The organism is Pseudomonas sp. stari2 (assembly GCF_040760005.1).
Classification (GTDB): domain Bacteria; phylum Pseudomonadota; class Gammaproteobacteria; order Pseudomonadales; family Pseudomonadaceae; genus Aquipseudomonas.
Genome location: NZ_CP099760.1, coordinates 4,964,884 through 4,985,469 on the forward strand (window position 1 = coordinate 4,964,884; position 20,586 = coordinate 4,985,469).

Genomic DNA, 20,586 nt, shown 5'->3' on the forward strand with positions numbered 1-20,586 from the left:
CACAAAAACAGTCAGTCGTTGAGCAAAGGGCCGTCGCGTAGCGCATCGCGCCCCGCCACTTTGGCCAGCCAGAAACCGGGTTGGGCGTAACGCAGCCGCTCAATGGCAAACAGCACCCCGGACGTACCAGCACACACCGTGCTGACCCGATCCGACAGCGGATCGATCACTTCGAAAATCTTGTCACCGGCTTCAACCCACTCGCCGGGCTTGCGCAGAAAACTCACCACGCCAGGATGCGGTGGCAGGAGCAGTTCAGTGCCCTCGAACGGCATGCCTTCGCACGGTTCGTGCGCCGCACTCGGCCACTCGCCACGGATCAGGCCCTGCTCGGCGAGAAACGCCAGAATGCCTTCGGCCCAGGCTTCGGCCTGCGCTGGTGTGGTGTCAGCCTGACCGCCGAGTTCAACGGTGGTCGCCAGGCACGCCAGTGGAATCTGCGCGTCCGGGAACAGCCGCGACAGACGCAGCCACGGCAACGAGCAAGCCTCGTCGAACGAGCTGCCGCCGGAATCTTCCGCCAGCAGGCCGACCTTCACATCCAGGTGCGCGGCGAGCGAGCGCCACTGCGGCCAGTGCTGCGGCAAGGCATACATGTGCAGCGCGGCTTCACAGTCGCAATGCAGATCCAGCACCACGTCAGCGGTGGCGGCATGTTGCAGCAGGATGCGCTGCATGCCTTGCAACTGGCTGCTGGCCTCGGGCAATGCAGCCAGGTGATCGGCCATCGCCTGACGGATCAAACGAATGTTGGCGTGCGGATCATCACCGAGTTGTCCTTGAAGCTTCGCGGCCACCGGGGCGCTGAGCTCGACGAAATCACGGTTGAAGTTCTTGCCGCTGCCGGCCTCGAAACGCCCCTGGTGATTGCCTTGCAGCAACTGGCCAAGCCCCAGCGGGTTGGCCACGGGCACCAGTTCGATGACGCCGTTGAGCAGGCCCTTGGCTTCGAGTTCGCCGAGGCGTTTTTTCAGTTCCCAGGCAGTGCGCATGCCGGGCAATTCGTCGGCGTGGAGGCTGGCCTGGATGTAGGCCTTGCGCCCACCACTACGCTCTCTATTTCCAAAGCTGAAGACCGAAATCCGGCGCTCGCTGCCCAGGTGGCTCCACGGCAGAACGTGGTCGATGCGTTCCATATCAGTGCTTCCTCGGGGCCAGGTAGCTCAGCCAGCGACGCTCGGCCAGCTTGAACAGGCGCACCAGAATGAAGGTCAGGCACAGGTAGAACACGCCAGCGGTAATGTACGCCTCGAACGGCAGGTAGAACTGCGCGTTGACGGTACGGGCCGCGCCGGTGATGTCGATCAGAGTCACGATGGACGCCAGACTGGTGGTCTGCAGCATCATGATCACTTCGTTGCTGTACTGCGGCAGCGCACGGCGCAGGGCCGACGGCAACAGAATGCGCTTGTACATCTTGACCCGCGACATGCCCATGGCCTTGGCCGCTTCGATCTCACCATTCGGCGTGGCCTTCAGGCTGCCGGCGATGATTTCGGCGGTGTAGGCGCTGGTGTTGATCGCGAACGCCAGGCACGCACAGAAAGTTGCGCTGGACAGCCACGGCCAGAGGAAGCTTTCACGCACCGCTTCGAACTGGGCCAGACCGTAGTAGATCAGGAACAGTTGAACCAGCATCGGCGTGCCGCGAATCACGTAGGTGTAGAGCCACGCCGCGCCGTTGACCACGGCGTTCTTGGAGACGCGCATCAGACCCAGCGGCAACGCCGCCAGCAGACCGAAGAACAGCGACAGCGCGAGCAACTTGAGGGTGGTCACCAGGCCGCCGAGGTACAGCGGCAGCGACTCCCAAATGACGTTGTAGTCGAAGATCATAGATCAGCCGCCCTTACGCCTACCGAGTAGCGCTTCTCAAGGTGACGCAGCGCCAGCAACGAGACACTGGTGATCACCAGGTACATCGCCGCCACTGCGAGGAAGAAGGTGAAAGGCTCGCGGGTGGCGTCGGCCGCCTGCTTGGCCTTGAACATCATGTCTTGCAGACCGACCACGGAAATCAGCGCGGTGGCCTTGGTCAACACCAGCCAGTTGTTGGTGAAGCCCGGAATCGCCAGCCGGATCATCTGCGGCACCAGCACCCGGAAGAACACCTGGAAGCTGCTCATGCCGTACGCCATACCGGCTTCGGCCTGACCTTTGGGGATCGCCATGAACGCACCACGGAAGGTTTCCGACAGGTACGCACCGAAGATGAAACCGAGGGTGCCGATACCGGCGGCCAGCGGGTTCAGGTCGATGTACTCGTCATAGCCGAGCATCGGGGCGACGCGGTTGAGCAGGTCCTGACCGCCGTAGAAGATCAGCAGGATCAGCACCAGGTCGGGAATCCCGCGGATCACCGTGGAATACAGATCGCCCAGCCAGGCCAGCCAGCGCACTGGCGACAGGCGCAAGGCGACACCGATCAGCCCGAGAACGATGGCCAGGGCCATGGACGACAAGGCGAGCTGAAGCGTCAGCCAAGCGCCATCGAGGATGACAGCCCCGTAGCCTTTCAACATGATTCAGGTCCTCGAAAGTTGGGATGAAAAAATGGCGCAAACCGCAGAGATCCTGTTGCTTGCGCCATTTCGGACGGGTCGAGCGACGTCTTTACTTGCCGTAAATGTCGAAGTCGAAGTACTTGTCCTGGATTTGCTTGTACTTGCCGTTTTCGCGGATGGCCGCGATGGCAGTATTGATCTTGTCTTTCAGGGCGTCGCCCTTGCGTACTGCGATACCTACGCCGTCGCCGAAGTATTTTTCATCGGTGAACTGCGGGCCGACGAACGCAAAGCCTTTGCCGGCGTCGGTTTTCAGGAAGCCGTCGTTCAGCAGAGTAGCGTCCGCCACGGTGCCGTCGAGGCGACCGGCGGCCACGTCGAGGTAGATTTCGTTCTGCGAGCCGTACGGCTTGATCTCGGCACCCAGCGGCGCCAGGACTTCACGGGCGAAACGTTCGTGGATCGAACCACGCTGCACGCCGATGTTCTTGCCCTTGAGTTCGGTCAGCTTGTCGCTGACCACGGTGCCTTCCTTCATGACCAGGCGGGCCGGGGTGTTGTAGTACTTGTTGGTGAAGTCCACGGACTTCTTGCGGTCTTCAGTGATCGACATGGACGAGAGGATCGCGTCGATCTTGCGCACTTTCAGTGCCGGGATCAGACCGTCGAACTCTTGCTCGACCCACTGGCACTTGACCTTCATTTCTTCGCACAGTGCGTTGCCGATGTCGTAGTCGAAACCGACGATGCTGCCGTCCGGGGCTTTGGATGCGAATGGAGGGTAAGCCGCTTCGATACCGATTTTCAGAGGCTTTTCATCGGCGAATGTCGGCAGGGACAGCACGGACAGTGCCAGGGCGCCAAGCAGCACAAGTTTCTTCATCTTGGGACTCCATCGGTAAAGGGCAAAACGGCAGAGTGAGCGACAGCCCAATATGCGAATGGGTGAAACGAAATCGGTTGCTACGTGCGTAGGACATTTCTGGTCAAAACCGCGAAGGCTTCAACGCAAGCCACGACGAGCGAGTGATCGGCATTCTAACGACAGGCCCGAAGCCGATATTTCTTCAATGCGACAACTAATTACAGATGCACCGAGAAACGCGCTTGAGCACATTGACAGCTCCGCAATTTCATGCAAGAGCGAAAGACAGTGAACCGATCTATGCTGCAAATTGCGGGCCTATTATTCGCAAACCCTTCTAATCCGGCAAGCGTGGGGTTGTGTCTTATTTTTCACCGGGGGTTTTGAGGCCCGAAAACGGGGCGATGCGTTTCCGGACGCCCCGTTGCGGAGCGGGCGGTTACACATTCAGTTACTTGAAGGCGAACGGGTAACAGTGGGAAGAGCCTGACGGATGAAACCGATAATTATTGAAAAACAAAAAGCCCCGCCCGACGCGATGCCGGACGGGGCTTTTCAGCCTTCAGACCCGCCGCTTACGCGACGTTCATGGTCTTGTGCGTATCGATCAGATGCTGCACCACACCCGGATCGGCCAGGGTGGAGATGTCGCCCAGACCTTCGTACTCGGCGGTGGCGATCTTGCGCAGGATGCGACGCATGATCTTGCCCGAACGAGTCTTCGGCAGCCCCGGCGCCCACTGGATCACGTCCGGCGAAGCGATCGGGCCGATCTCCTTGCGCACCCAGTTCTTCAGTTCCAGGCGCAGTTGCTCGCTCGGCTCTTCGCCATTCTTCAGGGTGACGTAGACATAAATGCCCTGCCCCTTGATGTCGTGCGGCACACCGACCACCGCCGCTTCGGCGACTTTCGGGTGAGCGACCATCGCACTTTCGATCTCGGCAGTACCCATGCGGTGGCCGGACACGTTGAGCACGTCGTCCACGCGACCGGTGATCCAGTAGTAACCATCGGCATCGCGACGGGCGCCGTCACCGGTGAAGTACATGCCACGGAAGGTCTTGAAGTAGGTGTCGACGAAACGGTCGTGGTCGCCGTACAGGGTGCGCGCCTGACCCGGCCACGAATCGAGAATCACCAGATTGCCTTCGGCCTCGCCCTCGATGATGTTGCCGAGGTTGTCCACCAGCGCCGGCACCACGCCGAAGAACGGACGTGCCGCCGAACCTGGCTTCAGGGTATGAGCGCCCGGCAGCGGGCTCATCATGTTGCCGCCGGTTTCGGTCTGCCACCAGGTGTCGACGATCGGGCAACGGGACTTGCCGACGTTCTTGTAGTACCAGTCCCAGGCTTCCGGGTTGATCGGCTCGCCCACCGAACCCAGCAGGCGCAGGCTGCTGCCGTCCGCGCCTTCAACAGCGGCGGTGCCGGAGGCCATCATCGCGCGGATCGCGGTCGGCGCGGTGTAAAGGATGTTGACCTTGTGCTTGTCGACGATCTTCGCCACCCGGGTGATGTCCGGATAGTTCGGCACGCCTTCGAACAACAGCGTGGTCGCGCCGTTGGCCAGCGGGCCGTAGACGATGTAGGAGTGACCGGTAACCCAGCCCACGTCGGCGGTGCACCAGTAGATTTCGCCCGGACGGTAGTCGAACACGCGCTCGTGGGTCATGGCCGCGTACAACAGATAGCCACCAGTGGTGTGCTGAACGCCCTTCGGCTTGCCGGTGGAACCGGAGGTATAAAGGATGAACAGCGCTTCTTCGGCGCCCATCTCTTTCGGCGCGCAGACAGTGCCCGCCACTTTCATCAGGTCTTCGTACCAGATGTCGCGATGCTGGTTCCACTTGATGTCGCCACCGGTGCGCTTGCACACGATGACTTTCTGGATGCTGTTGGTTTCCGGGTTGGTCAGGGCGTCATCGACGTTGGCCTTGAGGGAAATCTTCTTGCCGGCACGGATGCCTTCGTCAGCGGTGATCACCACTTTCGAGCGGCAGTCGATGATGCGACCGGCCAGGGCTTCCGGCGAGAAGCCGCCGAACACCACCGAGTGAATCGCGCCGATCCGGGTGCAGGCCAGCATGGCGACCACGGCTTCGGGAATCATCGGCATATAAATGGTCACCACGTCGCCGCGGTGCACGTCCTGACCACGCAGGGCGTTGGCGAACTTGCAGACTTGTTCGTGCAGTTCGCGGTAGGTGATGTTGCGGCTTTCGGAAGGATCGTCGCCTTCCCAGATGATGGCGACCTGATCGCCGCGCTCGGCCAGATGACGGTCGAGGCAGTTGTAGGAAACGTTCAGGGTGCCGTCGGCAAACCACTTGATGTCGACGTGGTGATCGTCGAACGAAGTCTGTTTCACCGTGGTGAAAGGCTTGATCCAGTCGAGGCGCTTGGCTTGTTCGCGCCAGAAGCCGTCAGGGTTGACGACCGACTGTTGGTACATGGCTTTGTAGGTCGCCTCGTCGGTCAGCGTATTGGCCAGAACCTCGGGACGAACGGGATACAGGGAAGCCGCACTCATCTTTCCTACCTCGGTGTAATAGTTGTTTTTGTATGACCCTGTTGTAGCCGGGGCGACCGTATAGAACCATTCGACGATGGTAGTAACAAGCCCCTACAGATCGTAGCGATAATCCCGATGCTCGCCACCGACGACCTCGCAGGCCTTGAATCTACTGGCCTGGCAGCGATTGTTACCAAATCTGCCAAAGGTGTTTATCAAAACCACATCTGTTTACGCCCACCCCGCTTCCCTAAAATCTGCCTCGCCGACAAGGCAAAGTGATTAACAACGTTACAGCCCCCACGAAGGCCGTTAATCCAGCTCTGAAGTAACAAACCAAAACGATGAAGTTCCACACGCAACCCCAAAAAGGTTGCGTGACCCCACTCGACCTCAAGAAGGTAAATTTCAAATGAAAGCTTTATTGGTTCTGGCCCTCAGCAGTCTGTGCGCAACCGCCATGGCAGACGAGGTCCCGACTGATGTCGCACAGCAACAACCGGCCATCGAGGAATACACTTACTCCACTCACCTGGACATCGCCAAAGTTGTATCGATGAGCGAAGTTCCAAATGTCTGCGAAGTGGTACCGATGAAAATGGAGTACGACGACTCCACCGGCCAGCGTCACATCCTGCGTTACAGCATCATGGGCAACGGCTGCACCAATTGATGTTTTGAGACTGCACCGAATCGGATCGCTCAGCGCAACATTGAGGGTCGATTCCAGCCCGGCTTCGGTCGGGCTCAGTTGTGTCTGGCAATGGCAAAAACGGGTTGCAAAACACAAGATGTAGTGAAAACAGCGCTTTTTTGCTCATTTCTTGAGCAATTCCACATTTGCGAAAAAAAACCAAAAAAAAATCTATCCCCGGCAAAGCCCCATAAACCCTCGCTCTGACCGAAAAACCGGCCCTCCCGACCGTTCCATGCGCGGATTCGTCCCACCACGCCCGGAAAAATTTCCCTATAATGCCGCCCTATAACGGGCCTGCAATATTCCCTTACAGGGATCAATAGCCAGTCTGAAGCCCCGCAGCAGCGTCCAACGTTGCCTGCGCCCATCAGAGGCTCTCGGAACCCCGTAAAAATTTTCTGTTTATTGCCTGCGTAGCACCGCTGCAAAAAACGACATCCAACGCGGCCTGTACGGCCGTGTGAAAAACCAACCAATCAGTTTTCACACGGGCACAGGCCCTCACGCAGGAGACGACACGTCATGCTGAGCTGGGACGAATTCGACAAAGAAGACAGTGAAGTAGCAGCAGTGAAAGGCGCCAACGCCGGCCACGCTAGCGAAGCCAACATGGACCGCCTCGACAGCGCCGGCGGTGCCGCTGCTCTCGAAGCCCGCGCCGTGACCGCCGAAGACTCGGCCGCCGTGGCCCGCGCCAAGGCTGCACTGGATTCCCTCGACGTCGCCGAAGGCCTCGCCGAGCTCGAAGGCTCCGCCGCCCGTGTCGCCGTTGACGAAAAGCGCATGATCAACTGCCGCGCCGACCTCAACCAGCTCGTGCCATTCAAGTACGACTGGGCCTGGCAGAAATACCTGGACGGCTGCGCAAACCACTGGATGCCGCAAGAAGTCAACATGACCGCCGACATCGCCCTCTGGAAAAACCCGGAAGGCCTGACCGACGACGAGCGCCGCATCGTGATGCGCAACCTTGGCTTCTTCTCCACCGCCGACTCCCTGGTAGCCAACAACCTGGCCCTGGCCGTGTACCGCCTGATCACCAACCCGGAATGCCGCCAGTACATCCTGCGCCAGGCGTTCGAAGAGGCGATCCACACCCACGCCTACCAGTACTGCATCGAATCGCTGGGCATGGATGAAGGCGAGATCTTCAACATGTACCACGAGATCCCGTCGGTCGCGAAAAAAGCCGCCTGGGGCCTGAAATACACCCGCGCCATCTCCGACCCGGAATTCAACACCGGCACCGTCGAAACCGACAAAGAACTGCTGCGCAACCTGATCGCCTACTACTGCGTTCTGGAAGGCATCTTCTTCTACTGCGGCTTCACCCAGATCCTCTCCATGGGCCGCCGCAACAAAATGACCGGCGTCGCCGAGCAGTTCCAGTACATCCTGCGCGACGAATCCATGCACCTGAACTTCGGTATCGACGTGATCAACCAGATCAAAATCGAAAACCCACACCTGTGGGACGCCGAAATGAAGGAAGAAGCTTCGCAGATGATTCTGCAGGGCACCCAGCTGGAAATCGAATACGCCCGCGACACCATGCCTCGCGGCGTACTGGGCATGAACGCAGCGATGATGGAGGACTACCTGAAGTTCATCGCTAACCGTCGCCTGTCGCAGATCGGTTTGAAGGAAGAGTACCCAGGGACGACTAACCCGTTCCCTTGGATGAGCGAGATTATGGACTTGAAGAAAGAGAAGAATTTCTTTGAGACTCGTGTGATCGAATACCAGACTGGTGGTGCGTTGAGCTGGGATTGATTTCTAGCTAGACATACTGCTATAGAAGAGGTCACCGAGAGGTGGCCTTTTTTTTGCAACATGTTTTTTCAGGAGTCTGGCACACGCAAAGTTACAACACCCATAAAGCACTTTATTTTTTTCGCGTAAACTCAGCTCCCTCTAACATTAAGGTACAAAAAATGCCGATCGTAATTTCTACAGCGTTGAAGAAAAAGCTTCCAGATGCAGAGCGTGCCGGAATTGAAACTGCATTACTTGATAAGTCTGGTGGAGTTTGTTTTCTTTGCGGACAAAAAAATATCGAAGCGACGGAAAAATTAGTAGCCGATCACGACATTCCTGAATTCGAGGGAGGGCCAACTCAATTAGCGAATTTAAATCTTGTACACGACCATTGCAACTCGTTTAAACGCAACCACCCTACGGTTGACGTCCGCCCCTACTTAAAGCTCACGGAGAAAATTCGTGCAAAAGGAGGATTTCTAAAGTATGACGAAGCAGTTGCACTACTCGATATAAACCCTACGCCCGTCGACATAACCATCAAGGGCAAAGTAGTTGAAATCACGACAGCAGATGGCGTAACACAAAAACACCAAATATTCACAGAATCGAATAAAGAAGGTAATCACAAATTTTGTTTCGCAGAACTCCCTGCCAATGCGATCTACAATGATGACGAATGCCAACCCCGCACAGTAAAAATAAATCATCTATGGCAGATTTATAATGACATTAATAGAAATCCACTACATGAAGCACCCGCATGCCGACTTCGAAAAGTAGATTCGAGCCAACAGTCATATAAACTCTCACTCTTCGACGGGCAGCATAAAGCCTTATCATTCTGGGTCGCCAACCGCAACGCTGTCGTTGTTAAAATTTATCTAGATCTAACTAAGGATCAAGCTGTACGTTTGGTAAACTCCGTGCAGTCAAAGATAAAAAAACTACCTCTCTCCCCATTCGAACTTGCATCAAAAATGGCAGAAGAGTGGCAGGAGCGAGTTTCAAAATACGAAGAGCACGTAGGAACTTTTGACGCTAGCGAAGCTGGATTTCTTAAATGGGTGGAAAAGGATGAACGCGCGCGCGCCAAATCTGCACTTGAAGAGGCCATACTTGAGGATATTGCCCAGGACCCTAATTTCAATCTAACAAAATTAGTATCAAGAGCAGGCGGAAGCTCTCAATCCGCCCCGCTTACTGAAGCTGTATTTAGAAACAAAGTCTTGAAACCACTAGTCCACATTCCTCCTCTTAGCGAAAACTTTATAGAATCACAAAAATGCAGAGAGAGAGAACACAATAACGTTGTAAAAATACTCAATATCTTATATTCAAAAGTTTTTGATATTACTCAGCCGAGCCCGCAAGATGAGATTCGCGCCAAGCGACTAACGTATCAGTCGGCAATTAACTTCACAGCCACCACTCTTCGTCACCTACTAGGCCATCGCCTAGTTTCCTCAGCACCGAGAGAGTTACTTGACAAAGAGCCGGACGCAGAACTCTGGACTGTCATCGAGAGCGATATAACTCGATTCTTGTCCCATCCGGTTTGGACGGCTTCATTTGAAAAAAATCCTAAAATGAAAGCTATCCAAGATGCTCTTTCAAAAAACCAAGATATTGGAAAGTCATTTGGAGCTGTAGGACTTAAGCTTGGATACATTGTAGGAGTCGATCAACTAGGAAAAGACTGGGACGTTTAACAGAAAAAGGGGTAAGCTCTTAAGAGCTCACCCCTCATTTCAAACCGACCAATAAAGAAATCCCGGACGTTTATTCAATATTTCCTCATCAAAAAATTCGCGAAATGTAAGGACATTGCCCTTTTTCTGATAACACGTACCGTCCGAACTCTTGAGCATCTCTGGAACCACAAGAAAAATGCCCTTTTTATTCATATCATCAATTGCTTCTGATGAAACGCGGTCGTCTACAGTCGCTAGAAATAGTCCGCAGTTAAATTTCTCGAGTGCAACCTGTTTCCAGCGCTCACGAAGAGTTGTTTTCGCAGAAAGAACGAGCGCCCCGTCGTAACTTCTTGCCAGAGAATTTAGAGCCTCTCCATCCGGGAGAACAAAATCGGGACGCCGACCACTCGTAATATATTGCTCCTGAAAACTCACCCCTCCGTCTTTCAACAGTCTAGATATATGCTGTTCAAAAGATCTTCCAGCACGAGTTTTTCGATGCTGACTTGCGCTCAAGAAGGATGAATTAAGACTTGGAAAGCCATGAACAACTGACCGCACCAAGTCCGTTCCTCCCTCGCTTATTATTCTAACTACATCAGCTGCACGATGGCGGCGTTCCGCTCGCTTATAAAGAGAAAACTCAATATCACGACTAATCCGCATCACAGCATCGCCAGGACAGGAGATGTCATACGGGTTCAATCCTTTCAGGCCATTAGCTGAAATATATAAGCTCTGGGCTTCTTTAGCTAACACCTCTGGTCTCGGCAGTTTCGATACAGAGGTAACAAACTCTGAGAGCCGTCCCATAGAAATTGCCAAACTGATTTCTTCGATTAGTTTTTCGCTTTCAGTGTCTGCTGCTTGTAAAATCTTTAATGGATCGAAAATTTCACATTCAAAATCAACACCAAGCTCAAATATCGTTTCGACTATTTCCGCATCATCTGAAGCAGAGTCCACAACAACAAACCAATACCATATCTCCCCCCGCAAAGGCTCATTCAAGATACCACCAACAAGCAGTGAAGCAGGAGTAAGACATGAAAACTCTTTTTTCGGAACTCTAGTCATATGACACTCAGCCCCTTTATTGGAGAAGTGTTTGACGCTCGAAAACTTCACCTCCCCCTCAGCGGCTGGCCATACGGTATAAAACTCGGCTTCGAAAATATGCGGCTTCGAATCTTTCGGAATGAGCGAAGGAAAAAACCGAGACTCTCTTATCTCTTCAGGTATATATACACCATTTTGATGCTTACTAGAATCATCTGCCCAACTACAATCATTTCTTGCAAGCTTTTTTACAAGAACGCTAGAACTTTTACCAATCCATTCTCGAAGTAAATCCCAACGTTCGATTGTTCGCCCCATACCCCCCCCGAAAATTAAATTACTCATAAACTAGGCTTTTTTTGGAGGACTCGGTGGCCAGATCATCCACCTATCCTTACCTTTTATCAAATTTAGCAAAGACTCAAAATCTACCAAAGAATGTTTAACTCCACACTCCCAAACAATAAGAACTCTCCAGCCAGAATGCAAAAGCTCATCAATTTGGCGCTTATCTCTTTCAACATTTTTTGAAAACTTCTCCTCCCAAAACTTGATTCGGGAAGATGGCATCGTTTTATATGCGCATCCTTCATGTCGATGCCAAAAACATCCATGAACAAAAATCACCAATCGATACTTATTAAGAGTTAAATCAGGGCAACCCACCATACTTTTTTTGTGCAATCTGAATCTAAACCCAGCAGCATGCAGGTAGCGCCTTATAGATATTTCCGGCTTCGTGTTTTTCCCCTTTATGCCAGACATCATCTGAGAGCGTTTTACACTATCAACTACGTCCACCACTGATCTCCTCGAAAAAACCGCACTCAGAAAATCTATAATTAACGCAAAAAAATCACTTTGCACTACCCTTAGAGCTCGATCTCTAGAACTTAACCAGCCAATGAAATTTCCAACTGCTGTTGATCCTTGTTGGAAGCTTTTTCTTTGGCAACTAAAATTCGATCCTTCATCAACCGAGCCACCGCCTCGAAAACAGGAACTGCCACTGAGTTACCAAACTGACGATAAGCTTGGGTATCAGACACAGGAATCACAAATTTGCTTTCCCCTGGCTTGTCGAAACCCATCAGGCGCGAGCACTCATGCGGAGTCAGTCGGCGCGGGCGATTGAGCTGATTCAACTCACTGTTGAAGTCCAAGGTGTCCACGAACCCACGATCAACCAGGATTTCCGAACCATCCTTGTGATATCTCGCCGAAAGCGTACGAGCAACGTCGTTTGGACGAGTCAGACCAAAGCCAAAACCATTGCCTTTCTCACGATGCTTCTCTGCATACCGATAGAGGTAATCCCAGAGCTTTGGAGTAAGGATGTATTTTTCATCCACATCCTTATCGAGTAAATCACCGAAGCTAGGTCGCTGTTTTGGTATGTGCTTGCTGATGTCACGCAGCGTGAAACCTTGGTGAACATTCAAGTCACGACGGAAACCGACCAGCACAATTCGCTCACGATGCTGAGGGACAAAGTGCTTGGCATCGATGATCTTCGGGTCTGAGCCTTTCGGTGCATTCACGTCTGCAACCTCATAACCCAGTTCATCCAGCGCTTCGCAAATGATCCGGAACGTATTGCCCTTGTCATGGCTTTTCAGGTTTTTGACGTTCTCAAGCAAGAATGCAGCTGGGCGTTTAGCAGCGATAATCCGCGCCACGTCAAAGAACAGAGTGCCCTGGGTCTCACACTCGAAACCGTGCTTGCGTCCCAGAGAGTTCTTCTTGGACACACCTGCAAGCGAGAACGGCTGACACGGGAAACCTGCCAACAGGACATCGTGATCAGGAATTTCGCGATCAATGTTCTTGTAGGCTTCTTCGTCGCTGATTTCGGGCTTGTCTGAAAGAGTGACCGAACGGATGTCGAGATTGAAGCGGTGGCGAGCCGGATCGCAATAGTGGTTGGCCTTGTAGGTCTTGACCGCGTACTTGTTCCATTCGGACGTGAACAGGCACTCGCCACCGATAGCCTCAAACCCTTTTCTGATACCGCCAATACCGGCGAAGAGATCGATAAAGGTAAATGAAGGTTTGTGGTTCAAACGCTTGGGCAGCAGATCCTTTAGGCGGGTGAACTCAATGTGGGAGAGCTTCGGCGAAGCCTTGCCCTTGATCCATCGATTGATGGTTTCACGGCACCAGTGGCTCGGGCTCACATCGTTGAGAATTTCGGCCAACTGCCCTTGGTCGTAGATCTCCAGCAGCTTGTGCAGTAACGCAAGGTCGGTAACAGGATGGGTATCAGGCTCATAAGAATCCGAGGTCGTTTCGCTCAAGGATTCAAAAGATGCTGTTTCAAAAAGATTCATGAGCCGGAAATTCCTCTGGGTCAAAGCTGTGACGAATGGTCACCATTCTAGCCCTGAAAACTTCAAAGTAAATGAAATTTCCCGTAATCCGTGAGATCAGTCATGGTGACACGGGCTGGAAGAATTGGAAGAACAGTGGCGACCAAACACTGGATATAAACACAGCATAATTTACTCCACGCCATTGTCCAGATTTCGTTTTGCCTCACGAGCAGTAGGAAAAGTCGCTGGTTGACGACCATCCCTGATCCCCCTACCCTCAGCTCCGAGCCTAAGAAACTCTACAAACCAGAGCGGTCCTCCGCACCCGACAGTCATGCGGCTTTTTTTTCGTCTGCGGTTTCTCTACGCCTGCGAAAAGTCCCGTTATGTCGGGAGTGGGCGAATACAAGACCCGAAAGGGGAATATGTCCGGCCCGTCTCTGGTGGGTTTCTTAGCTCCCGACACCCTAACGAATGCCCTAAGAAAGCAGCCAGAGGTAAATGGAAATGCCTGACTACTCAGCCTTCATGATGAAGGCGAATCGCTGTACCCGCCGTTTGAATCCCGTTCTTCCGACTCGGGAGGCACGCCATGTCTGAACCACTGCTTCCGACTCGTTTTAACCGCAACAAAACCCACCTGCATGCTCTTCTGGTGGAGAACCAGGCCTGGTTCTGCGTTCATGAACTGGGGCGACTGATGGGCAAATATCTGGATGAGCGACAGCTGCGCAAACTCGATGCCGATCAGCGGCAGATGATGCGCGTTGAGACCTATGGCGAAGCCGGAGAACACTTGATGGTCAGCGAGTCAGGCGTATATGCGCTGCTGATCTATCACTACTGCCCCGAGTATCGGCAGCTTCGTGAATGGGTGACGCATCAGGTTGTGCCTGCGCTGCGAGATGCCCGTCCGATGCGCTCGGTTGAGCGCCCGACGCTGAGCGTTTTGAGTTGGCCGAAAATGTCGTTGAGCACACTGCACTGGCAGGATGAGCCATGGATTCGCTTGCGGGACATGCCGTGTTTGCTGGCGGAGGATCCGTTCAATCGACATGAGTCCTGGTGGCGTAAAGCTTCACGAATGCTGCGTAGTTACTGACATCAAAAAACCGCTGCTTGAGTTTTCAAGCAGCGGTTTTTTATGGCCCGGAGTTCTTGGGAGGACAATCGTCAGCAGACTGGTTCTGCATCATTCTGAAAACAATCAGTGCAACCCACCCAACCACCCGCTATTAATACCCCTCCCCCACTCAAGGACCCGAGCCCCACCATGAAATTCGACCTCGCCTACTGCCTCAGCCTCGACGACAAGTTGTCGATCTATGACGTTCGCGATCTCAATTTCGATGAGACGGTGGCGTTCGATTCTGCGAAGGAACACTTCCAGTGCCCCAACGACGCCTGTCGTTCGGCGTTCGATGCTTCCAACGAGTTGGGCACGTTCAACGCCAAGAACGTGAATTACGTGCGCACGCCGCACTTCAAGAATCTGCCCGGTACGCAGCATGTGGCGGGTTGTCCGTATGTGAGTTTGAAGACGTCGGCGTCGGGGGTTGAGGCGGCGGATGGGGAAACGGATGACGGGCGTGAGGAGCATTTCCCGTCGGAGTTGTTGCTGACGCGTCGTGAGTATGTGCGCAAGCCTGCTGCGCCAGCGGGGGCGGCGGGGGCGGCGGGGGCGGCGGATGTGTTGCGGGATGATCCGGTGCGGGTGGCGACTGCCCCCTCGAAAGAATCGCCGAGTCGTGAGGCGGCGCCGGACAAGACCAGTGTCTTCGCTCACCCCGTGGAGTGTTTTGTGTCGAACTTCGCGGACAAGGATTTGCTCAAGCGCATGCCGTTGAAGATTGGCGAGCATACGGCGCCGTACAGTTCGTTCTTCAAGAAGATCGAGTATTTGATGGACAACAAGGGGCTGATTTATTGGGGCCGGATCAAGAAGATCGAGGACTTCCACAGCGCCAGTTTCCGGATCGATTTCGAGGACAAGGTCTGGTTCAAGAAGCCGGATGACAGCAAGAAGAAGCCTTATCCGGTCAGTGTCTATCTCAACAAAAAGCTGATCGACAACTACCGCAAGCGCAAGGCGTTTCTGGAAGAGATCAAGCACGCCATCGACAGTGACAAGGAGTTGTTCTGCTTCTTTTATGGCGTGACGCCGGAGTTGAAGCAGGTGCCGGGCAAGAAGAACCCCGAAAAGCCTTTCGAGGTCTTCAATGCCAATATCGAGAACCTGGATCACTTCATCATTCGTGAAGCGCCGGGTTTGGCGTGATGGTCAGCCCTGGGGCAGTTGCAGTTGGACGGCGCCGGGGTGTTGTTTGACGAGGGAGTACGGCAGGATCGACCAGTCTGGTCTGTCGCAAGAACGTTGTACGCGGGCGAAGTAGGCGCCCAGGTACAGACCTTTCGCAGTGAAATACCACGGCGAGGAACCCCAAACGCTTTCTTCCGTGAAGTCGCAATCGTCATCTTGCGTCGGTTTCTTCATTTCTGCGGGGTACAGGGCGATGAATTGCTTGATCAGCCAAGGCACCAGCTCTTTGTGTTCATACTGATAACGCGCGTCACTTTCAGTTTGGCTCAAGGGTTTGTCACCCAGACTGTCTCGTTCGGCATGCAGGAGTGGCTTGCCCTCACCGACCCACAACACATCTTCGAGTGACAACGGATGGCCTGTGCTTACATCAATGTTGAGGGGGGAATCACCGAAGTCCGGATGCGCGCCACCACAGTAATAACTGGTCGAGATGTTCAGACTGACCACGGCTGGAGAAATCATTTTGGGTTCTGCGTCCTGCATGAACTCGACGTATTCCCCGCCCCGCAGTTGGCAACCGTGATAGCGGATGACTTCATTCCACAATCGCCCAAGCAACTGCTGGTTAACCCGTTGCAGATCATCTTTTGGCAGACCGGACTCTACGCTGAACAGCGAAATCTTCGACTCCGGTTCTGTCCACCATTGCAGGGTGTAGCCCATGAAGTCTTGCTTCTTCAGCGGTTTGAGCTTGAGTCCCTGTAGTCGCAAATATTCATACGGCTCGCCGTTTGGCAGCGCGGCGATGAAGGGCAGCGTAGAAGTTGTCGGCGCTGGAAGCCTGGCCTCGGAAAGTTGCACTGAGAGCTTCTTGCCCTTCGGACTTTGCCACTCGCCCTGCCAGCCAGTGGCAGTTTCTTCAAGTTTCAACGTTGGCAGCGGCTTGTCATCGCCGTAGCGATTGTTGCCCTCGACCAACGTCAATGTGGTGTCCTGCAACGAGCCACTGAGGGCCAAATCGCGGTGATACTTCTCGTAGAAGTAACGACCGGTCACTTCATCCGGGTTCTGGGTATTGAGTTCGACCACGATCGGCGTCTTGCCCAACGTGCCGGTGAGAACACGCCGGCCATCTTCGGCCTGGGCAGTAGAAGTCAGTGTGAAAAGCGCCACAGCATATGGCGCCAGGCGCAACAGTCCCTTGAGCATGAATCGATCCCTGAGTGAATAAGGCTGCGGAGTATGAAGAGGATGCGCGCAGGAATCGAGGTGCTACTTCAGTGTCATGCCCAGCATCACGACGATGAGTAACGCGATATACACCCACGCATGCACCCGATCCGGAATCCGCCCGATCCACTGCGTGGCCAGTCGAATCCCCAGCATCGAGCCCAGCGTCAGCACCGCAAACGCGAGCAGATCCACATACCCGATAAACCATGGCCCGAGTTTTGTCTCGCTGAGTCCCGCCATCGCCATGTACGTCAGGGTTCCCGCCAATGCCACAGGCACGCTCAATGGATTGGCCATCGAAGTCGCCTGGGACATGCTCAACCCACAACGCCGCAATAACGGCACGGTCATGACACTTCCTCCTACACCGAGAAAGGTTGCGATGGCGCCAATGCCTACACCGCCGCCGGACGTTTCCACTGTTTCCAATCGCCGTGGGATGACGCCTTCGGACTGTGTGAGAAAGCCGCGTCGCAGCAGGCAATCGACAATCGTCACGCCGAGGTAGGCGATGAAGGCATAACGGATGATTTCGCCGCTGACCCAAACCGCTGCGACTGCGCCGACGACTGCTCCCAATCCTATGAACCCGCCCAAGGGCCACAGGTAATCCCGGATCAGGTTGCCGGCGCGGCGGTGTTTGTCGGTGGCGACCAAAGCGTTGACGATCATCACGCAGGTCGAGGTGGCGACGGCGATGTGCATGGCGGATTGGCTGATCGGGTCGTCGGCGCCGTGGCTCGCGGTGAGCATGCGGTACAGCAGCGGCACGACGACGAAGCCGCCGCCGAATCCGAAGAGCACGGCGGTGACGCCGGTCAGGCAGCCAAAGAGTGTCAGCAGGAGGTAGAACATGGCGCGTCGTCCGTTGTTTGGGAGCGGTCGACGATAGAGCGGCGGCGCTTGGCCTGCTTCAGCAAGTCAGCCAATAATGTTTGCGTTTACGCCAACTGCCGAGTGCCGCTTGATGCGCAATGTTTCGATCAATCTGCTGGATGACACGCCGCGCCCGGTGGTGGCGATCGGTACGGATTATTCCCACGGCTATCTGTTGCCACGTCATACGCATCGGCGGGCGCAATTGTTGTACGGCGCGACCGGGGTGATGCAGGTCAGCACGCATGATGGCAACTGGGTGGTGCCGCCGCAGCGGGCAGTGTGGATTCCGCCGGGGGTGGCGCATGAGGTGTTGATGCTGGGGGTCAGCACTCGCAGTTTGTATATCGAACCGGGGGCGGTGGATCTGGGTGAGCGTTGTCAGGTGATCAGTGTGTCGCCGTTGATGCGGCACTTGCTGATGGAAGCCGTGGAGCTGCCGTTGACCTATGACCTTGCCGGGCGTGACGGCGTGCTGATCGATCTGTTGCTGCATGAATTGGTGCGCAGCGCACCGTTGCCGCTGCATATCCCGCTGCCGCCTGACGGAAGACTGCTCGAACTGTGTCAGACCTTTCTGCATCAGCCGAATGCCCACCAATCACCCCAGCATTGGGCCGATCAGTTGCACGTAAGCTTACGCACCTTCAACAGACTGTTTCGTCAGCAGACCGGCCTGAGTTTCAGCCAATGGCGCCAGCGCGCCTGCGTGGTATTGGCGCTGGCACGGCTGGCGGCGGGTGAAGCAGTGACACGGATTGCCCTGGATTTCGGTTATGACAGCCCGGCGGCGTTCTCGACGATGTTCCGCCGGATCCTCGGTCAGGCACCGTCCGTCTGGTTGGAGGCGGCGAACTAGGGCAAATCAAAAAATGCGTTTGATCCCGGCCGAAAACAACTGTACAAAAACACAGTACATTTTCCATCAGCACTCTCGAGCCCGGAGCACACCATGGCCTCTTCAGCGATGAACCTCATCCTCGAACGTATCGCCCTCTTCCAGTTCACCCCGACGCATTGCGCCCAGGCCCGAGGGATGTTGGGCTGGAGCGTGGAACAACTGTCGCGGGAATCCGGGGTTTCGGTTGACGACATCCAGCGGTTCGAAGCGCAACAGGAAGTGTCGGATTCGGCGCGGCTGGCGTTGACGTATCGGTTCGAGGCACAAGGGTTGGTGTTCTTTCCGGGGTTTGCGCCGGGGCGTTCGACAAGCATCAAAGGGACCACGGCCGAGTCAGTGGAACGTGGGAATTATGCGATGGCAGACTGAGGACTCAGGACTTGATCGAAATGGAAGAAAGCACAGGTAACGTTTATCAAGACCTAGGCGTTGGTGATGCATTCGAGATGCAGACCAAATCTGAAGCGGTGATGAAGTTGGCTGCACTGATGGAAACTGCGCAGTTAAGCGGAAGTGAAGCGGCGGACAAACTTGAGATATCGCTGGAGAAACTAGAGGGCATGTTCCGAGGACGATTCCGCGATATACCATCCGCCACAATTTCAAAGTACCTGAATCAGATTTCGGTAAACGAAGCCTGAAAGAGCGGTTCGCTCCGATGGGGAGCGAACCTGAGAAACTCGTCAGGCCCCCTGCACCACCGCCTCACTCTCCCCTTCAACCGCCAGCCACCACGCATCCCCGCGTTGCGGTTGTGCCAGGTTGAACGCCTCGCCCATTTGCGGGGTGGTGATGGAAACACTGCGCTCCCAGGCCAGTGCAAGAATGCGATCAAAGGGTTCGTGCCAGGCATGCATCGCCAGATCGAACGTGCCGTTGTGGATCGGGAACAGCCAGCGGCCCTTGAGGTCGATGTGGGCCTGCAACGTTTCTTCAGGTTGCATGTGCACGTAAGGCCATTCGACGTTGTAGGCACCAGTCTCCATCAGGGTCAGATCGAAGGGGCCGTACTGTTCGCCGATGCGTTTAAAACCGTCGAAATAACCGCTGTCACCGCTGAAGAAAATCCGCGTGTCGCCATCGATGATCACCCACGAAGCCCACAGGGTCTGGTTGCCATCGAACAGGCCCCGGCCGGAGAAGTGCTGCGACGGGGTGGCGATAAAGCGGATGCCGGCGACTTCGGTGCCCTGCCACCAGTCGAACTGGTGGATCTTGTCGGCATCGATGCCCCATTTGATCAGGGTGTCGCCGACGCCCAGCGGGGTCAGAAAGACGTTGACCTTGTCGGCCAGTTTCAACACCGCTTCGTAGTCGAGGTGGTCGTAGTGGTTGTGCGACAGGATCACCGCTTCGATCGGCGGCAATTCGTCGATGCTGATCGGTGGTTGGTGAAAGCGTTTCGGCCCGGCCCATTGCACCGGCGAGGCACGCTCGGCGAACACCGGGTCGGTGATCCAGAATTTGTCTTGCAGTTTGAGCAGCAGGGTCGAGTGACCGAGGCGATAAACGCTGTGGTTGGGCGCCGCGGTCAGGTCCGCGCGGGTCAGTGGCTGCACCGGAATGGCCGCGGCCGGCCGGGTGTTGCGCGGTTTGTGGAAGATCATGTTCCACATGATTCGTAGCATCTTGCGCACACCTTCACGCTGCACCGGCGCATGGTTGCGGAATACGCCTTCGGCTTGACGCGAAGGTTCAGGAGTTTGACTGCCCGCAGAAGCAATGGATTTGGCCATGACTGAATGACTCCGGAAACACCGCGCAATTCACGGATTCCCACGGTGGGACGATAATGGCCAAGGCACGCACGCATCAGCCGGACATCTGGTTTTAGGTTGCACCGATTAACGCAGCATTACACTGATCGGTGTACTTTCTAGGTTGCATCAATCCTAGTGACAAGTAAAC

General features: G+C 55.0%; 19 protein-coding genes. 8 read left to right on the plus strand and 11 right to left on the minus strand.

From position 1 onward, the window contains the following. Positions 1-11: 11 nt before the first annotated feature. From NH234_RS22695 to acs, 5 genes are all read right to left on the minus strand, one after another. A complete protein-coding gene (locus NH234_RS22695) occupies positions 12-1,136 on the minus strand; it encodes a succinylglutamate desuccinylase/aspartoacylase family protein (protein WP_367254360.1) in 1,125 nt (374 codons plus the stop codon). A gap of 1 nt (position 1,137) precedes the next feature. Further along, positions 1,138-1,836 (minus strand): ABC transporter permease, encoded by a 699-nt coding sequence (locus NH234_RS22700; RefSeq protein WP_085709717.1) that lies wholly within the window; start codon positions 1,834-1,836, stop codon positions 1,138-1,140. Then, positions 1,833-2,522, minus strand: a complete 690-nt coding sequence (locus tag NH234_RS22705; RefSeq protein ID WP_065261785.1) for an ABC transporter permease — start codon at positions 2,520-2,522, stop codon at positions 1,833-1,835. Before NH234_RS22705 ends, NH234_RS22700 begins: the two co-directional genes overlap by 4 nt. Positions 2,523-2,613: 91 nt before the next feature. Continuing rightward, a complete protein-coding gene (locus NH234_RS22710; protein WP_065261786.1) occupies positions 2,614-3,387 on the minus strand; it encodes an ABC transporter substrate-binding protein in 774 nt (257 codons plus the stop codon). Positions 3,388-3,944: 557 nt separating this feature from the next. Then, on the minus strand, positions 3,945-5,900 hold the full coding sequence (gene acs / locus NH234_RS22715; protein ID WP_119427931.1) for an acetate--CoA ligase: 1,956 nt from the start codon (positions 5,898-5,900) through the stop codon (positions 3,945-3,947). 394 nt (positions 5,901-6,294) lie between these two features. On the opposite strand from acs, the gene NH234_RS22720 reads away from it, so the two are divergent. The 3 genes from NH234_RS22720 (at position 6,295) to NH234_RS22730 (ending at position 10,049) form a co-directional block, all read left to right on the plus strand. Further along, a complete protein-coding gene (locus tag NH234_RS22720) occupies positions 6,295-6,555 on the plus strand; it encodes a DUF2790 domain-containing protein (protein ID WP_007951066.1) in 261 nt (86 codons plus the stop codon). A gap of 546 nt (positions 6,556-7,101) precedes the next feature. Next, entirely contained in the window at positions 7,102-8,352 is a 1,251-nt protein-coding gene (locus NH234_RS22725; protein ID WP_007951068.1) for a ribonucleotide-diphosphate reductase subunit beta, read from the plus strand. Between the two features lie 161 nt (positions 8,353-8,513). Further along, a complete protein-coding gene (locus tag NH234_RS22730; RefSeq protein ID WP_367254361.1) occupies positions 8,514-10,049 on the plus strand; it encodes an HNH endonuclease in 1,536 nt (511 codons plus the stop codon). A 39-nt stretch (positions 10,050-10,088) separates the two neighbouring features. On the opposite strand, the gene NH234_RS22735 is transcribed toward NH234_RS22730, so the two are convergent. The 3 genes from NH234_RS22735 to dcm form a co-directional block, all read right to left on the minus strand. Then, positions 10,089-11,438 (minus strand): type II restriction endonuclease, encoded by a 1,350-nt coding sequence (locus NH234_RS22735; RefSeq protein ID WP_367254362.1) that lies wholly within the window; start codon positions 11,436-11,438, stop codon positions 10,089-10,091. Between the two features lie 3 nt (positions 11,439-11,441). Next, positions 11,442-11,894, minus strand: a complete 453-nt coding sequence (locus NH234_RS22740) for a very short patch repair endonuclease (protein WP_367254363.1) — start codon at positions 11,892-11,894, stop codon at positions 11,442-11,444. Between the two features lie 92 nt (positions 11,895-11,986). Then, on the minus strand, positions 11,987-13,423 hold the full coding sequence (dcm, locus tag NH234_RS22745) for a DNA (cytosine-5-)-methyltransferase (RefSeq protein WP_367254364.1): 1,437 nt from the start codon (positions 13,421-13,423) through the stop codon (positions 11,987-11,989). Between the two features lie 574 nt (positions 13,424-13,997). Between dcm and NH234_RS22750 the strand changes: the two genes are divergently transcribed. Then, a complete protein-coding gene (locus tag NH234_RS22750; RefSeq protein WP_367254365.1) occupies positions 13,998-14,507 on the plus strand; it encodes a Bro-N domain-containing protein in 510 nt (169 codons plus the stop codon). Positions 14,508-14,678: 171 nt separating this feature from the next. Further along, positions 14,679-15,683, plus strand: a complete 1,005-nt coding sequence (locus NH234_RS22755) for a hypothetical protein (RefSeq protein ID WP_367254366.1) — start codon at positions 14,679-14,681, stop codon at positions 15,681-15,683. Positions 15,684-15,686: 3 nt separating this feature from the next. On the opposite strand, the gene NH234_RS22760 is transcribed toward NH234_RS22755, so the two are convergent. Both NH234_RS22760 and NH234_RS22765 read right to left on the minus strand, forming a co-directional pair. Beyond that, positions 15,687-16,877, minus strand: a complete 1,191-nt coding sequence (locus tag NH234_RS22760; RefSeq protein WP_367254367.1) for a hypothetical protein — start codon at positions 16,875-16,877, stop codon at positions 15,687-15,689. Between the two features lie 63 nt (positions 16,878-16,940). Beyond that, positions 16,941-17,756, minus strand: a complete 816-nt coding sequence (locus NH234_RS22765; RefSeq protein ID WP_367254368.1) for a sulfite exporter TauE/SafE family protein — start codon at positions 17,754-17,756, stop codon at positions 16,941-16,943. Positions 17,757-17,868: 112 nt separating this feature from the next. On the opposite strand from NH234_RS22765, the gene NH234_RS22770 reads away from it, so the two are divergent. From NH234_RS22770 to NH234_RS22780, 3 genes are all read left to right on the plus strand, one after another. Continuing rightward, entirely contained in the window at positions 17,869-18,636 is a 768-nt protein-coding gene (locus NH234_RS22770; RefSeq protein WP_367254369.1) for a helix-turn-helix transcriptional regulator, read from the plus strand. 93 nt (positions 18,637-18,729) lie between these two features. After that, the gene (locus NH234_RS22775) at positions 18,730-19,047 is read left to right on the plus strand and encodes an XRE family transcriptional regulator (RefSeq protein ID WP_367254370.1); all 318 of its coding nucleotides are present in this window, start codon (positions 18,730-18,732) and stop codon (positions 19,045-19,047) included. A 20-nt stretch (positions 19,048-19,067) separates the two neighbouring features. Continuing rightward, the gene (locus NH234_RS22780) at positions 19,068-19,319 is read left to right on the plus strand and encodes an XRE family transcriptional regulator (RefSeq protein WP_367257228.1); all 252 of its coding nucleotides are present in this window, start codon (positions 19,068-19,070) and stop codon (positions 19,317-19,319) included. A 42-nt stretch (positions 19,320-19,361) separates the two neighbouring features. Here NH234_RS22780 and NH234_RS22785 read toward each other — a convergent pair whose 3' ends face one another. Further along, entirely contained in the window at positions 19,362-20,414 is a 1,053-nt protein-coding gene (locus NH234_RS22785; RefSeq protein WP_367254371.1) for an MBL fold metallo-hydrolase, read from the minus strand. Positions 20,415-20,586: the final 172 nt, after the last annotated feature.